This is a genomic window from Gluconobacter cerinus (genome assembly GCF_025961355.1).
GTDB lineage: Bacteria > Pseudomonadota > Alphaproteobacteria > Acetobacterales > Acetobacteraceae > Gluconobacter > Gluconobacter cerinus.
In genome coordinates this window covers 1,580,930-1,595,728 of the sequence record NZ_JAOQNM010000001.1, presented here as the reverse complement: position 1 = coordinate 1,595,728, position 14,799 = coordinate 1,580,930, and the positions used below count along the sequence as shown (strand labels likewise).

At 55.1% G+C, this 14,799-nt stretch carries 13 protein-coding genes and 1 tRNA gene; 4 read left to right on the top strand and 10 right to left on the bottom strand.

The genetic code is table 11. From position 1 onward, the window contains the following. Window positions 1–45: 45 nt before the first annotated feature. The 4 genes from M2305_RS07305 to M2305_RS07290 form a co-directional block, all read right to left on the bottom strand. Entirely contained in the window at window positions 46–1,359 is a 1,314-nt protein-coding gene (locus M2305_RS07305) for an ATP-dependent DNA helicase (RefSeq protein ID WP_264648991.1), read from the bottom strand. Between the two features lie 195 nt (window positions 1,360–1,554). Beyond that, window positions 1,555–2,598, bottom strand: coding sequence for an Ldh family oxidoreductase (locus M2305_RS07300; protein ID WP_264648990.1), 1,044 nt, complete (start codon window positions 2,596–2,598; stop codon window positions 1,555–1,557). After that, entirely contained in the window at window positions 2,595–3,908 is a 1,314-nt protein-coding gene (locus M2305_RS07295; protein ID WP_264648989.1) for a cation:dicarboxylate symporter family transporter, read from the bottom strand. Before M2305_RS07295 ends, M2305_RS07300 begins: the two co-directional genes overlap by 4 nt. 83 nt (window positions 3,909–3,991) lie before the next feature. After that, the gene (locus tag M2305_RS07290; RefSeq protein WP_264648988.1) at window positions 3,992–6,328 is read right to left on the bottom strand and encodes a TonB-dependent receptor; all 2,337 of its coding nucleotides are present in this window, start codon (window positions 6,326–6,328) and stop codon (window positions 3,992–3,994) included. A gap of 212 nt (window positions 6,329–6,540) precedes the next feature. On the opposite strand from M2305_RS07290, the gene M2305_RS07285 reads away from it, so the two are divergent. Then, window positions 6,541–7,221 carry a GntR family transcriptional regulator gene (locus M2305_RS07285; protein ID WP_264648987.1) on the top strand — a complete coding sequence of 227 codons (681 nt, stop codon included), beginning with the start codon at window positions 6,541–6,543 and terminating at the stop codon, window positions 7,219–7,221. A 142-nt stretch (window positions 7,222–7,363) separates the two neighbouring features. Here the strand turns inward: M2305_RS07285 and M2305_RS07280 are convergent. Further along, a tRNA-Lys gene (locus M2305_RS07280) sits at window positions 7,364–7,439 on the bottom strand. A gap of 133 nt (window positions 7,440–7,572) precedes the next feature. On the opposite strand from M2305_RS07280, the gene M2305_RS07275 reads away from it, so the two are divergent. Beyond that, entirely contained in the window at window positions 7,573–7,953 is a 381-nt protein-coding gene (locus M2305_RS07275; protein WP_264648986.1) for a DUF6525 family protein, read from the top strand. Window positions 7,954–7,989: 36 nt separating this feature from the next. Here the strand turns inward: M2305_RS07275 and M2305_RS07270 are convergent, their stop codons facing one another. From M2305_RS07270 to M2305_RS07255, 4 genes are all read right to left on the bottom strand, one after another. Beyond that, complete coding sequence (locus M2305_RS07270; protein ID WP_099211491.1) at window positions 7,990–8,475, bottom strand: peptidylprolyl isomerase; 486 nt, start codon at window positions 8,473–8,475, stop codon at window positions 7,990–7,992. A gap of 31 nt (window positions 8,476–8,506) precedes the next feature. Continuing rightward, window positions 8,507–9,025, bottom strand: coding sequence for a pantetheine-phosphate adenylyltransferase (gene coaD / locus M2305_RS07265; protein ID WP_264649948.1), 519 nt, complete (start codon window positions 9,023–9,025; stop codon window positions 8,507–8,509). Then, entirely contained in the window at window positions 9,018–11,858 is a 2,841-nt protein-coding gene (gene gyrA / locus M2305_RS07260; RefSeq protein ID WP_264648985.1) for a DNA gyrase subunit A, read from the bottom strand. Before gyrA ends, coaD begins: the two co-directional genes overlap by 8 nt. Window positions 11,859–11,931: 73 nt before the next feature. Beyond that, window positions 11,932–12,696 carry a class I SAM-dependent methyltransferase gene (locus M2305_RS07255; protein ID WP_264648984.1) on the bottom strand — a complete coding sequence of 255 codons (765 nt, stop codon included), beginning with the start codon at window positions 12,694–12,696 and terminating at the stop codon, window positions 11,932–11,934. Window positions 12,697–12,779: 83 nt separating this feature from the next. On the opposite strand from M2305_RS07255, the gene M2305_RS07250 reads away from it, so the two are divergent. Further along, window positions 12,780–13,577 (top strand): helix-turn-helix transcriptional regulator, encoded by a 798-nt coding sequence (locus tag M2305_RS07250; protein ID WP_264648983.1) that lies wholly within the window; start codon window positions 12,780–12,782, stop codon window positions 13,575–13,577. Next, window positions 13,574–14,041, top strand: coding sequence for a GNAT family N-acetyltransferase (locus M2305_RS07245; protein WP_264648982.1), 468 nt, complete (start codon window positions 13,574–13,576; stop codon window positions 14,039–14,041). Before M2305_RS07250 ends, M2305_RS07245 begins: the two co-directional genes overlap by 4 nt. A gap of 65 nt (window positions 14,042–14,106) precedes the next feature. Here the strand turns inward: M2305_RS07245 and ssb are convergent, their stop codons facing one another. After that, window positions 14,107–14,688, bottom strand: a complete 582-nt coding sequence (gene ssb / locus M2305_RS07240) for a single-stranded DNA-binding protein (protein WP_264648981.1) — start codon at window positions 14,686–14,688, stop codon at window positions 14,107–14,109. Between the last annotated feature and the right edge of the window lie 111 nt (window positions 14,689–14,799).

The following is a 14,799-nucleotide window of genomic DNA, read 5'->3' as shown; positions in this document are numbered from 1 at the left end:
GTTCGAGCTCACCAACGGAAATCTCAGTAAATCAACCGTCAGTCTTCAGTTCGCAGAGCCAGTATTGACGAGAAAGACCATATCCTTCGCGCGGGTCAGGGCTACATAACAAAGCTGCTGGGTCTCAAGAGGGTTTCCTCCTGCCCGACGTCGGATGTCACCCAGATCCACAAAAACATTCCGGAACGTACTGCCCTGAGACGTATGCACCGTCATGGCATAAATGGCCTGCAAATTAAGCAGCGCACTCTGAAACGCAAACCGCTGCTGCCAGCGTTTGCGCTCCTGTTTGGCTTCCTGAACCAGCCGACGGTCCACATTCTGAAGATCCCGCGGATCCTGCACCAGATGCGCGGTAATTTCTTCTCCTGCCAGCGTAAGCACAGTCAGTTCCCACGCTGGTAAATCCGTTATCCATGCCGCCAGAGATCCACAGGCTTCAAAACGGTACGACAAACGAGACGCCTGAATATCCATGACCAGAACTTCTTCATTGGTCGCAATCTGCTGTCGGCTCTTGTCTTCGTTCTGTCGACTAAAAGGCGCGCGCGCGACGGCACGTTCCCCGGGCATAAAGGGACGATCAATTGTCTCCCCATACCGCCATTGTCGAACCATCTGGTTCACTTGATGAACCCGGTCATTCGTCCAGCACAGGTAACGAAAACTATCATTGTCCGCGTCAAATGCATCAGACGTGAAGGCCTTGCGAACCCAGCTTTCCACATCCTTGGGAACGAATAACCCGGAGGAGCCTTTCCGGGCGTCCTGAACCCAGCTCCAGTCCACATCGCCACCCTGACTCTGCCTGATGATCGTAGCAGCCTCCAGAATGGGATTCCCCGCAGCCTGCCGAACCACTGTCTCAAGATGCGATGTCGATGGAACAGAAAAAGACGGCGAAGCGTCTTCCCCCACCGGCGGGAGCTGCGCTGGATCACCTACAAACAGCACGAAGCAGTATTTGAGCAGATCCCGGATCCACCCCATCAGCTCACGCGAAATCATGGAACACTCATCCACAATCACCACGCCATCCGGAATGGTTTGCGGGCGCTTCGCGCGGACAAGAGTGGTTTTACCCCCCTGAGATAACGGCTGAAGGCTCAAATGGCTCTGGATGGTCCGGCACTCGACGGTCTTGTCCACCTTGCTTCGCAGTACAGCCGTGGCCTTGTGTGTCGGCGCCGTAATCACGGTCACAACATTCAAACGAAGGAAATGCCTGGCCACTTCCTGCATCAGGGTCGTCTTACCGCTCCCGGCATACCCCGTCAGTAAATGCGTAGGCCGCTTTTCAGCATGCGCCTTGATGATTTCATCGAGAGCCGTTTTCTGAGAAGGAGTGAGCGCAACCATGGTGTCTCCTTCTCACAATCTCGCCCCCTTCTCCACCAAAAGGACAAGTGGACCAGGAAAAAAGCAGCACGGGCGCAAACTGATGACATGGGAAGGGGTGTAGTTTGGTTTAACTGCCTCCTCTCCGCCCCAAAAAAAACGGCACGTCCTAACCAAGACGTGCCGATCACTGTTTTTCGGGAATAAGTTATGTTCTCAGATTAAGCCAAGAATTCGCTGTGTATCGGGATCAACCGGAATCCCTATCTCGGCACGTTTTCGAGCTTCCTGCCACTCCCGGTCACCCGGCGCCATAACAGGGTTATGCGAATTAACGGACGGGCCATCTCTCAAAAGATCGAGATAAGAGCCCATTGCAAGATCATAGGCCGCTTTGCCGATAAACCTTGCTGGATCTATGGCGATTGCAAAGTGACCAACGTTCTGCCGCTTCCGGTCGCTCTGCTCTTCATCAGTGCCAACCATAACCGGGTCCAGTGCCGCCCCCGTCAGAACGCCTGCCAGTATGGTAACAAGCCCAGCCAGTGCAGCCCCCTTGAAACCAAACTCTTCCCCACCGAGTGGCTGAAGAAACGCAGCTGACTGTGCATCCCGTGTGGGTCGTCCGTCATCACTCGCAGCCACACCTGATGGTAACGACAAGCCAAGAGAGCGGTAGAGCTTAACGCGGTTGAATGGAATTGAAGACGTCGCAATGTCCATAAGCCACGGATCAGAACCACTGGTCGGGGCAGCCATCGCAATCGGGTTTGTTCCGTGAAATGGCTTGGCGCCCCCGAACAGGGACACGGCTGCGTCAGAGTTGCTCATGATCAAACCGATCATTCCTTGTCTTGCAGCCTCAACGACATACGCGCCAGCTGCTCCGAAATGCGAGGAATGATGCACTCCAACCGCGCCAATTCCAGCACCCCGAGCTAACGCCACGGCTTCATCCATGGCGCGATAGGCCGCAGAATGAGCCAGGCCGCCATCAGCATTCAATTGCCCAGTTGCCGGCCCTGTTCTGGTGAAGACAGGAACAGGCAGAGAATTCACACCACCAGACCGCAGAAGCCGCACATAATGGCCCACCAGCCGAACACCATGACTATCGACCCCGATACGAGACGCATGAAGCAAGGCCCGGGTCGTGGCTTCGGCGTCTGCATCCTGCGCTCCGGCTTCCACCAGACACGCGTGAACACGCTCAGACAGCAACGCTTCCGGATAATACAAAAGCTTTGTCATGCTGCTCATGACGGAAGCTCAATTTTCGCACGGGGAGCCAGAATATGTCGGGCCTGCTCACGATCCAGCGCCCCAGTCCACGCCGCCATAACAACAGGAGCAACACAGTTTCTTGCCAGGTTACCAACAGCCCGGGCAATTCCGATAAACCAGTCTACTGCCAGAAGAAGCACAAGACTGGAGAGCGGAATGGAAGGAGCAGCAGCCAACGTGGCAGCCAGAACGACGATCGCAATCCCCGGAACTCCATGAGCCCCCTTGGACGTAATCAGTGCCGTCGCCAACATAGAGAGCATTTGCGTCAGCGTCAGAGGCGTTCCAGTCACATCGGCCAGAAACACAATGGCAAAGCCGAGATAGATCGATAGTGCATCCAGATTGAGCGAATACCCGGCAGGAACGACCAACCCGACCACCTGCCTGGAAACGCCCATGGCTTCGAGCTTTGCCATGATGCTTGGCAGAACTGAATCAGAGCTGGTCGTCGCCGTGACAATAAGGATCTCTTCACGGAAATAACGGGCAAAGCGCCACGGATGAACACCGCACGCCAAAAGGCAGCCACCCAGAAGCACAACAATGAAAACTGCAATAGCTGCGAAATAGAGCACAACGAACGACGCAAGCCGACCGATGGCATCCAGTCCGTACTCTGCTACCGTCGTCGCAACAGCCCCGAAAACTCCTAGCGGTGCCAGAGCGATAATCAGGCGCATCATTCTTGAAAAAAGCGTCGAGAGACTTTCAATCAGGCGTGTAACAGGTGCACCAGCGTCACCAATCCGGCTCAGGCAACATCCTGTCAGAATAGCGAAAAACAGAATCTGGAGAATGTTCCCTTCGGCGAAAGCCGCAACCGGAGACCGTGGGACAAGACTCAGGATGAACCCGGTAAAACCCTGCCCGTGCAGAAGGTGAGCATTCGCAGCATAGGATGCCACGATATGGGCATCCTCAGGGCTGGGTGTAAAAGTCAGTCCTTGTCCGGGCCGAATAAGCATTGCTGCCCCAACCGACAGCAGCAGGACGAGCGTGGTCATACCCTCGAAATAAATCAGGGACCGAAACCCCAGTCGTCCCACAGCACCTAGCGATCCCGCACCCGTAATACCCGTCACGACAATGCAGAATAGCAGCGGGCCGACCGCCATCAGAATCAGACGAAGGAACAGATCGGTGAGCCATCGGAATTGCCCTGCCACATGCGGGGCGAACAGACCAACCAGAATCCCGATCAGAGTTGCAACCACAACCTGAGAGAAAATCCCTGGACGAAACCTGCGTTTCGCATCCTTCGAAAGGCTCGTATTGCTCGTCATCCAGACCTTCTTCCCGTCGTTCCTTCAGGAAACCTGACGCCGGCTAGAGGTTCTGCGCTCCGGCTCAGGTCCTGACTATTCGTTCAGTACGTTACGTTCATTTTTGCGCCTACGAAACGTGGCAGACCCGGCATGACACCATAGAAAGTGGCCTGCGTCCCGCCAGAAAGCCAGTAACGGCGATCAGCAAGATTTTGCCCATAAACCGATACAGACCAATGCTGTTTCGGCGCCGCAAACGTCAGGAACGAGTTCACAAGGAAATAGGCCGGAGCACGGTAGATCCCGCCATCTCCAATATGCTGCGGCTGCGTCTGTGCGCCGCGATAATTATAATCGACGTCAAAAGTCATTTTGTAGTCATGGAACATGGACCAGGTGTAGGTAGCCGCTCCTGAAAGAGTCAGATTGGCCAGCCCCATGTTGTAGCCATTATAGTTCGTATTCACAGGCGACCAGACACCCGTTGAGGCAAACTGGGCGGTTGTGGCACTGCGATTCAAACTCTGGAACTGCGAGTAAGAGCCGTTCTGGTATCCAAAATTCTGTGTCAGCACGAGCCCATGAAACGGATGTGCTTCCATATCGAACTCAGCGCCATAAATGTTGGAGCGCGGTGCATTTACGTAGCCGCCCAGCACACCGTACGGTGGCACAAGGATGGTCCCGAGCAACTGCTGGTCCCGATAATCATAATAGAAACCGGCTGCATTGAAGCGCAGACGCCGGTTGAACAGCATCGTTTTGAAACCACCCTCATACGTCAGAACCTGCTCGGCCTTGAACGGCTTTAGCTGGCTGGCCTGCTGGGTGATGTTGGCCGAAAATCCCCCTGGCTTGAAGCCACGCGAGAACATGACATAGCCCATCACGCTGGGATTGAACTGGTATTGTGCCCCGACACGTCCAGCGAACTGATTTGTCAGTGCCCCTGAATTGCCGAAGTTCTGCACATGCGTTCTGGCACCCGTATTCAGGTCGTAATCAGCACTGACAACATTCAGCATCTGCCGGTCGTCCGACTCATGGCTGATCGCCCCGATCAGGGTCAGCTTCGGCAGAATGCGATATGAAAGCTGAACATACTGATTGAAGTTCTGCTGATTCTGACGATAGGACGTCTCATTCAGCGGTGTCGTCCCAGGGCGGTCAGATGAATCATACCAGAAATTCTGCGCCATCCGTGCACGGCTGTAATACATGCCGACTTCCCAGTGGAAGCGAGCATGCGGATCCCGGGACTCAAGCTTAACTTCTTGAGAGAAGACATTCGTCTGGTTATTGCGGAACATATTGCCATAGGACGCGACCGAGTTCGTCTGATTGGTCAGTTCATGCTCGTCGACAGCTTCAAAAGCACTCAGCGTCCATAACCGGCCCCAGCTGAAGTCCTTCGTATAGCGGACATTCGCTCCCCAGAAGATATTGTCTTCCCTTGGCTTCTGATTGGCTCCGTTGATACCGATAATTTTCGCAAACCGCGGATCAAGTCCCCATTCGGTCTGCATGATATCCGACGTCACAGGAACGCCGTAGCTGTTATAGAAATTATGCCCCGAAGACGTCTCGGACTGGTCCGTCGTCCAGTGCCCACCAATGTCCAGTGTCGATGTAGCGTCGATTTTCCAGCGCAGCTTGCCGCGAAGAGCTCCGATATTGGAGTTGCCGTACCCTTCGCCCTGCGAATTGTGCTGGAAGCCGCCCCCCGTCATGGACTGCCCTGCCAAACGGAACGAAACCGACTTGGAAATTGGCCCGGAGACAAACCCCTCGACCCGATTGCGACCATAGCTGGCAATGTCTTCCGTCAGGCCCGCATGAAACTCTGGGGTAGGATCACCGGTATGGAAATTAATCTCCCCCCCGGTGGTGGACTGTCCATGCGTGAAACCGGACGCACCAGGCGCAACAGAAATGTCATCCATGTCAAACAGCATACCCGACGTCATAATACTCACCGGATAGGCCACACCATCGACATACGGCATGACAGACGGGGTGTTGTTTTGGGTGAAATCCATCAGCCCGACACCGCGCAATGCAAAGTTCAGTGCAGAGCTTCCGAAAGACGGCTGAATAGTCAGATTTGGCGCAACACGAACGATGTCTGTCAACTGACGGACGTTGCGGTTCTGAAGCTCCTGACGGGACAGTACCGTTTCAGAATGCGCCTCGTGCTGGCCTGCACCCGTCACACCGCGTCGGGCATTAACGTGAACGACCTCATTACTCGCCGCGGAAGCATCAACTGTACGATGCCGTACTGTTCCAGAGCCATGTTTGGCAATGGGATGCAAGCTCCGCTTCGCTGCCACTACAGCAGCATCCGCGCTTCCTGCACAGGACAGAAGAGCTGTGGACAGAAGCGTGACGCGCAACGAGAGAGCAGAATGGGAGCGGCAGGGCGAAACAAGGGACATCGGGCATTTCCAGATCGGCGATGTGAAGCAGTCAGGATGTGTCGCAATTCACCATGTCGGCGAATCTTGTATACCAGATAGAATACAAACCGTTCTTGTTCCACATTAAAAATAATCGAAGCCGGAATATTCCTTTTTCGGATCTTCTGTTGTGCTTGTTCCCTTAAAAAAGGAGGCGCATAAAAGCTGCCATGGAAGACCGGAAAAAATCGATGCAGCCAGCCAGCAGCAATGTCATCGAGAACAGAATCATACAGGCCGTTCTTTCTGAAGAGATTTCACCAGGAGAGCGGCTGGGAGAAAAAGACCTGGGCGAGATCTTCGGGGTCTCGCGAACACTAGTGCGAGAAGCAATGATGCGCCTCAGTAGCCGAGGCATTGTGGCAGTCTCACCGAGAAGAGGCTGGTTCGTTATTGAACCTACCGTCGAAGAAGCCCGGGAAACAATCGAAGCACGCCGATCTGTTGAAATCGGTCTTCTCATGACTCAGAAAAATATTAGTGCAGAGATGATCAAGCAGCTCGAAGCACATGTCCTGGAGCAACAGCGTGCCATCGATGAGAATGACCTGGGTCGTCGGAGCTACCTTCTAGGCCACTTCCACGTTCACCTTGCCGCAGCGCTTGGGAATTCTATTCTGGCCAACATTCTTGAAGAACTGACAACCCGGATCGTGCTGATCGCCACCTTGTATCAATCCAAGGCAGACGCGCAGCAATCCTGCGACAACCACCGTCGACTTGTAAGCGCACTCCGCAAAAACAAGGTAAAAGATGCCATAAAGATCATGGATGCCCATCTGACGCATCTTGATAAAGCACTCAGCATCCGGAAAAAAATGAAACCACGCTGTGCGGACCAACTCCGTGGCAAAGCTTCTTTCGTGCCGTGAGGCTGACATCGCATATTGGCTTGGGACGAAATCATTAGCTTGAAAGCGTTGCTTGCTAATGGCGCAGGGCTAACGGAGCCCATCATCAAATATGCTTCGCCCTAGGCGAAGTTTTCCAAACATATTTGATCTAAAAGGAAAATGGTGAACCGGCTGGGACTCGAACCCAGGACCATTCGATTAAAAGTCGAATGCTCTACCAACTGAGCTACCGGTTCATCCGAGCGGATGGCTACCCCACAACCACTATGGAGGTCAACCTCCAGCAGCCGGAAAACAGCACTAGAATTTTTTTAGTTATGTTATAACGTATTAAATACTACCGATTCAGAGCCTGAAAAAGCCCCCCGTATGCGCTCCAAAAATAGCAACCTGACTAATCACTCCGCCTTAAACGATCGCACTGTACGGCATGAAATCTGGCAACGCTTTGAGGGGAACGAGTGGGATGCATTCGACCAGCTTCCAGCATCCATTCGCAGACGCCTGAACGAACACGTCTATGATGCCTGGTCCGTCAACGCCTTGATCCTGTGGAAGCACTACAAGCGCATTTACGGCCGCACTCCGCGTGCCGAGCGAGCCCTGATCAAATATCTGGATTATTGTGAACGCCTCGAACGCGAGGCCTTTTCAGAGCGCTACACCGCTCAATGCGGCTCGCCCTACCCTCATGATGCCGCAGGAGTGACTGTCCTGCGAACACCAGAGAACAAGCAGCAAGCTGCCTGAGGGGCCCGTAAGACACTCAGAACAGCCCAAACAGCTTCAGGCTTCTACATAAGCCTTAACGATGGTGTCCGGATCCTTAACGACGCCTGACGAGCCAGCGCCACGCTTGATCTGATCGACATACTCCATGCCTTCAACAACTTTGCCAGCGATCGTGTACTGACCGTTCAGAGACGGCACATCCTGGAACATGATGAAGAACTGGCTGTTTGCAGAGTGCGGAGCCATCGTACGGGCCATGCCAAGTGTGCCACGCTCGAACTTTGCCTTGTCCGTGAACTCGGCCTTCAGGTCCGGGTAGCTGCTACCGCTGGTGCCTGTGCCAGTCGGATCGCCGCCCTGTGCCATGAAGCCTTCGATCACACGGTGGAACTTCACACCGTCGTAAAAACCTTCGCTCGCCAGAAGCTTCAGACGCTCCACAGCCAGCGGCGCCAGATCAGGGCGCAGCTCAATGACGACCTTGCCGCTCTTGAGTTCGAAAACCAGCTTGTTGCCGTCGGGTACTGCGGTCTCAGACATCTTGGAACCTTCCAGAAATCAATGAAGGTTCCTATGTCGCCCTTCGACCCAGTTTCGACAAGACGAGACTTGCAACATCTTCGCTGACAAAGGAGGAAATATCGCCATCAAGACGGGCAATTTCCTTCACAATCCGACTGGCCGTCGTGCGATGCCCTTCAGAAGACAGCAGAAAGACCGTCTCAATTTCCGGCGCCAGACGACGCAACGCACCGGAAAGCTGGCTCTCAAAATCAAAGTCGCCCGCAGAGCGAAGGCCGCGCACAACCGTCCCTGCGCCAGCCTTACGTACGGCATCGACCAATAGGGTATCAAACCCCAAAACCCTGATCCGGTCAGCATGAGGCAATTTCGAGACCTCTTGCCGCATCATCTCCAGACGCTCTTCCAGCGTCAAAAGCGGCTGTTTCCCCTCATTGACCGCCACACCAACCAGCAGGCGGTCAAAAAGAGAGGACGCACGGTCGATAATATCCAGATGACCGAACGTCACCGGATCAAACGTGCCGGGATAAAACCCGACACGCGGATCAGTCTGCCACTCAGGCATCAGGGGCTGCGTCACCCACAGAAGCCTCACCGTCCGTCACAGTGCCATCAACAGGCGCTGTACCGTCCGGCGTTGCCACGACATCCCCTTCGATCAGGTCGCCCTCTTCCCCATCATCTTCCACAACCGGGAAGACACAGATCACTGTCTCACTGTCATTCAGGCGGAATAGGGTCACACCACTGGCCTGACGTGCCATGACACGCACCTGAGACACCGGCAGACGGATCAGACGACCCGTATCCGTCACGAGCATGACATCCGTGCCATCCAGAGTCGGAAGCGTCCCAACCACTTCCTTGCCACGACGATTGGCCGAGAAGGTCATGTTCGTGATGCCCTGACCGCCACGGCCCGACACACGATAATCATAGGCAGAGGAACGACGGCCAAACCCGCCATCCGTCACAGTCAGAAGAATTTCCTCCTGCTGTTCCAGCTCCTCGAAGCGCTCCTGCGTCAGATCGCCAGCGATCTCCACAGTGTCTTCGTCACCGGACACCACCTCTTCTTCAGCACCTTCTGCCAACGCAGCATTCTCGGCACGACGTTTTGCATTGGCCATCCGCAGATAGGCCGCACGCTCTTCAACGCTGGCATCCACATGGTTGAGGATGCACAGTGAAATCACCGCATCCCCATCACCAAGGCGGATACCACGCACGCCCGAGCTGCCACGGCCGGCAAACACACGCAGTGTATCATCGGTGATCTGGAAGCGGACACAGCGCGCGTTCTTCGTGGCCAGGAACACGTCCTGACCTTCACGACACGTCGCCACACCAATGAGGGAATCGCCCTCATCCAGCTTCATCGCAATCAGACCGGACGCCCGGATATTCCGGAAGTCGTTCAGGCGGTTACGACGAACATTGCCGCTGGCCGTCGCAAAGGTGAGGTGCAGATCTTCCCACAGCTCCTCGTCCTGCGGCAGCGGCAGCACCGCTGTAATAGCGTCCGAACCAAGCTCTGGAAGCAGGTTGACCAGCGCGCGCCCCTTGGACGTCGGAGACGCTTCCGGCAGATGCCAGACCTTGGTGCGATACGCCTTGCCGCCCGAAGAGAAGAACAGCACCCACTGATGGGTATGGGCATTGAAGCTGCGAATAATAACGTCATCGCCACGACGGCCAGACGCCGTACGACCACGCCCACCGCGGTTCTGCGAACGGAACATCTCAAGCGGCGTCCGCTTGATGAAACCGTCACGCGTGATGGTCACAACCATCTGCCCCGGCTCAATCAGGCTTTCGTCAGACTGATCGCCCAGCGCATCGGAGATTTCCGACATTCGTGGGGTGGCAATTTCAGCCCGAGCCGCCAGCAATTCATTGCGCATGACATCCATGCGACGACTGTGACTGCCAATGATGTCGAGCAGGTCGGCAATCTTGGCCGCCACTTCACTCAGCTCACCCTGGATCTTCTCACGTTCCAGACCAGTTAGACGCTGCAAACGCAGTTCGAGAATACCGCGAGCCTGCGCTTCTGTGAGGCGAACCTTGCCATCATAAATGACATTGCCTTCGTCTTGGATCAGTTCCAGCAACGGCACAACTTCGCTCGCATCCCACTCGCGTGCCATGAGCAGCTCACGCGCCGTTGCTGCATCCGGGGCAGAACGGATCAGTGCGATCACTTCATCGATGTTGGCAACAGCCAGCACAAGGCCAACCAGCAGATGCCCGCGATCCCGAACCTTGTTCAGATCGAAGCGTGCGCGACGCAGAATGACGTCTTCGCGGAAACGAATGAACGCTTGCAGAACGTCCATCAGCCCCATCGTGCGCGGCTTGCCCTCATCGAGCGCCAGCATATTGACACTGAAGGACGTCTGAAGCTGCGTGAAGCGATAGAGCTGGTTCAGCACGACTTCCGGCGTCGCATCGCGCTTCAGCTCAATGACAACGCGCATTCCAGAACGATCACTTTCGTCCCGGATATCCGAGATGCCTTCGATTTCCTTCGCACGAACGAGATCGGCAATCTTCTCCTGAAGGGTTGCCTTGTTCACCTGATACGGGATCTCGGTGATGACGATCGCCTGACGATCCTTGCGGATCTCCTCGATCTCAGCACGCGCACGAACCGGAACGGACCCACGGCCTGTCTCAAACGCCTTGCGAATGCCACTCCGGCCCATAATGATGCCGCCGGTCGGGAAATCCGGGCCGGGGATGATCTGCATCAGCTCATCCAGCTCAATCGCCGGATTGGCAATCATCGCCAGCGTGGCATCAATAACTTCGCCAGGATTATGCGTCGGGATGTTCGTGGCCATACCGACCGCGATACCCGAAGCGCCATTCACCAGAAGATTTGGGAACGTCGCTGGCAGAACCTTAGGCTCGTGCTCGCTCTCGTCGTAGTTCGGCTGAAAATCAACCGTGTCCCGCTCAATATCATCCAGCAGGAACGACGCAGACTTGGCCAAACGAGCTTCGGTGTAACGCATGGCAGCCGGGCTATCGCCATCGACCGAACCGAAGTTACCCTGTCCATCAATCAGCTTGACGCGCATTGACCAATGCTGCGCCATACGAACCATGGCATCGTAAATCGAGCTGTCACCGTGCGGATGGTATTTACCCATCACGTCACCGACCGCACGCGCAGACTTGCGGTAAGGCTTATCAGACGTAAACCCACTCTCGCGCATCGCGTACAGGATGCGGCGATGGACGGGTTTCAGGCCGTCACGCACATCCGGCAAGGCACGCGAGACGATCACCGACATCGCATAGGCCAGATAGGAGGAGCGCATCTCCTCCTCGATCGTCACCGGAAGACGATCGGAAGGTACAATATCAGTCGGCTCGTTCAGCTCGGTCAAGACAGGTCCACCACGCTAAAATACAGTCCGCACAGCATAGCCCATGCGCGGCCTACATGCCACACCCACCCCATTATGGCCTGTGAGACTGAAAAATGGTCACGTCCAGCAGGAAACTGCCGTCTTCTTCCAACTCCAGTCTTTCACGGACAGCTACAGGCGCACCACGCTGCAACGACCGGATGCCCTCTACACGTTCCGTCGACGTTCGTGTTCGCGATACCCAACTCTCAAATTCCATCCGCAAACGGCTGCGCATCAGGCCATCCACAACAAAACCGGATCTTCCGAGAGCAGACACCCATTCTGTCACGGCATAGTCCCTCACATGAGAGATATCCCGCATCAATTCCAACGTCTGGAGCCAACTATCGGACATAGCGTCTTCAGGAGCGGTAACATCGCCGAAAATAGCCAGACCTCCGGGCCTCAGAACGCGATGCACTTCTCTCAGACCAGCCTCAAAGCCTTCCCAATGATGGGCACTAAACCTGCATAAAACAGCGTCAAACACACAATCCTCAAATGGAAGTGCTTCTGCGGCGCCCTGCTCAACAACAATGTTGCCAAGGCCACGGTCTTGAGCGGACCTGCTTACAGCAGCCAACATTCCGGCCGTGACATCGCAGGCGACAACCTGCCCGACATGTGGCGCCACAGCATAGCTGACATGCCCCCCGCCACAGCCAAGGTCCAGCACACGTTCAAACCCGCGACCCTGAACAGCCTGAACCATCACGTCCAGATCATCGCCCTGATTATGCACCACGCTATTTACGTAAGATGATGCCCTGTCTTCATAATGCTTCGCAGCAAATTGTCCTGCCTGCCTAACCATCTGATTTTTCTCCTTTGGAGATCATCATCAGACAACAAACAGTCAGGTATAAGATCCTATTTTATCATGGTATAAATTGCACCATGCCTACGTCTAGCCGTAAAACTCTTGGTCTGTTTCTTCGCACGCACCGCGAAAGGCTTCCCCCGTCAGAAGCAGGATTGCTGACTCCATTACGACGCAGACGCACCCCAGGGCTACGCCGCGAGGAAACAGCTCAACTCTGCGGGATCAGCACGACATGGTACACGTGGCTGGAACAGGGACGCGACGTCTCATGCTCGTCCGCCACTCTGTCGCGCATTGCCACGGCTCTGAAACTGTCCATGACGGAAAGACGCTACCTTTTCACGTTGGCAGAACTGCGAGACCCTCAGCAGGATCACACTGCGCCAACTGCACCGGCCACACTGCTCAGCCTCCCGGAACAGATCTACAGCCCTGCTTATTTGCTCGATCCCTTGTGGAATGTTCTGAGCGCAAATTCCGCAGCCAAAATCCTTTTCGATGCCTGGCTGAACAGCTCAGAGACCAATCAGTTGCGCTATGTTTTTCTGAACCCCAATGCCCGAATTTTCCTTACGGACTGGCTAACCCGCGCCCAGCGGCTTCTGGCCGAATTTCGGGCCGATACAGTTTCGAGTGCCCGTACCGAACCTTTTCAGACACTTGTCTCAACCCTTCAGAGAGAAAGTCCGGAATTTAATCGTTTCTGGGAAGACCAGAGCGTCCTCCCCAGAGAAGGAGGGCAACGGAGCTTTCAGCATCCAACACAAGGCCTTCTCCACTACGATCAAACAACGTTCATCCCGACAGCTCATGCGGGCTATAAACTCGTCATTCTGTCCAGAAGCACGGCCACTCCGGATTCCACCCTATGAACCCGAACTACACTCTCCGCCCAGCCGATTTTTCCGACCAAGAAACACGCGACCTTTTGGCCTTTCACCTTGCCGGAATGCACGAAAACACCCCTGCTGGACACGTCTTCGCCTTGGATCTGGCTGCTCTCACCTCATCAGATATCGAGGTCTGGACTGTCCATCACCACGGTCACATTGCTGGCATTGGTGCGCTAAAACGATTGAGTGCTCAGAACGGTGAACTCAAATCCATGCGGACTCATCCAGATTTTTTAAGACAGGGCATCGCCAGCACTCTTCTGGATCATCTCATTCACAGGGCATGCTCTCTGGGCCTGAAAAAGCTCAGCCTTGAAACCGGCCAGAATTCCTCTTTCGAACCCGCACTAAAGCTCTACAAGGCCCGAGGCTTTCAACTCGGCGAACCCTTCGCTGACTATCAGGCCTCTAAGTTCAACCAGTTCCTTCATCTGTCGCTCTAAAAACGGGCCTTTCGCGCATAAAAAAACCGGACTGACACTGCCAGCCCGGTTCTCCGGAAAATCCCTTAGAACGGGATTTCATCATCCAGATCGTTATCTGGCGGAGCATCCCAGCCACCGCCACGACTGCCCGACGCGCTACCTGCGCTACCGCCGCTACTCCGAGAGCCACCGCCGAAGCCGCCTTCACTGCCACCGCTCCGGCTTCCACCACCAAAGCCGCCGCCGTTGTTACTTCCGCCACCGTAGGACGAACCACCACCGTCGAAGCCACCGCCTTCATCACCGCCACTACGGTTACTGTCGAGGAGCACCAACTCACCGCGGAAGCGATCAATCGTTACTTCCGTCGTGTAACGCTCCTGACCAGACTGGTCGGTCCACTTACGGGTCCGCAGTTCACCTTCGAGGTAAACCTTGCGCCCCTTGCGCAGAAAACGCTCAGCCACATCGCCCAGGCGATCATTGAAAATGACGACGCGATGCCATTCCGTACGCTCGCGGCGCTCACCGGACTGACGGTCGTTCCATGTTTCAGACGTGGCGATCGTCAGATTGACAACCTTCCCGCCTGACTGCGTGTTCCGGACTTCCGGGTCCTTGCCCAGATTCCCGACCAGAATCACCTTATTGACGCTACCTGCCATTCCGTACCAACCATTTATTCTCGAATTGTTCTTTTCATGCGGCTCAGAAAGCCCATCTATGAAATGATCTAGCATCCCTTTGGATGCGTTCCCATCTCACATTCTACTTTC

Bases quoted from the DNA above. Each gene is read 5' to 3' on its own strand.
- M2305_RS07305 (WP_264648991.1), bottom strand. From the start codon at position 1,359: ATGGTTGCGCTCACTCCTTCTCAGAAAACGGCTCTCGATGAAATCATC.
- M2305_RS07300 (WP_264648990.1), bottom strand. From the start codon at position 2,598: ATGAGCAGCATGACAAAGCTTTTGTATTATCCGGAAGCGTTGCTGTCT.
- M2305_RS07295 (WP_264648989.1), bottom strand. From the start codon at position 3,908: ATGACGAGCAATACGAGCCTTTCGAAGGATGCGAAACGCAGGTTTCGT.
- M2305_RS07290 (WP_264648988.1), bottom strand. From the start codon at position 6,328: ATGTCCCTTGTTTCGCCCTGCCGCTCCCATTCTGCTCTCTCGTTGCGC.
- M2305_RS07285 (WP_264648987.1), top strand. From the start codon at position 6,541: ATGCAGCCAGCCAGCAGCAATGTCATCGAGAACAGAATCATACAGGCC.
- M2305_RS07275 (WP_264648986.1), top strand. From the start codon at position 7,573: ATGCGCTCCAAAAATAGCAACCTGACTAATCACTCCGCCTTAAACGAT.
- M2305_RS07270 (WP_099211491.1), bottom strand. From the start codon at position 8,475: ATGTCTGAGACCGCAGTACCCGACGGCAACAAGCTGGTTTTCGAACTC.
- coaD (WP_264649948.1), bottom strand. From the start codon at position 9,025: ATGCCTGAGTGGCAGACTGATCCGCGTGTCGGGTTTTATCCCGGCACG.
- M2305_RS07255 (WP_264648984.1), bottom strand. From the start codon at position 12,696: ATGGTTAGGCAGGCAGGACAATTTGCTGCGAAGCATTATGAAGACAGG.
- M2305_RS07250 (WP_264648983.1), top strand. From the start codon at position 12,780: ATGCCTACGTCTAGCCGTAAAACTCTTGGTCTGTTTCTTCGCACGCAC.
- M2305_RS07245 (WP_264648982.1), top strand. From the start codon at position 13,574: ATGAACCCGAACTACACTCTCCGCCCAGCCGATTTTTCCGACCAAGAA.
- ssb (WP_264648981.1), bottom strand. From the start codon at position 14,688: ATGGCAGGTAGCGTCAATAAGGTGATTCTGGTCGGGAATCTGGGCAAG.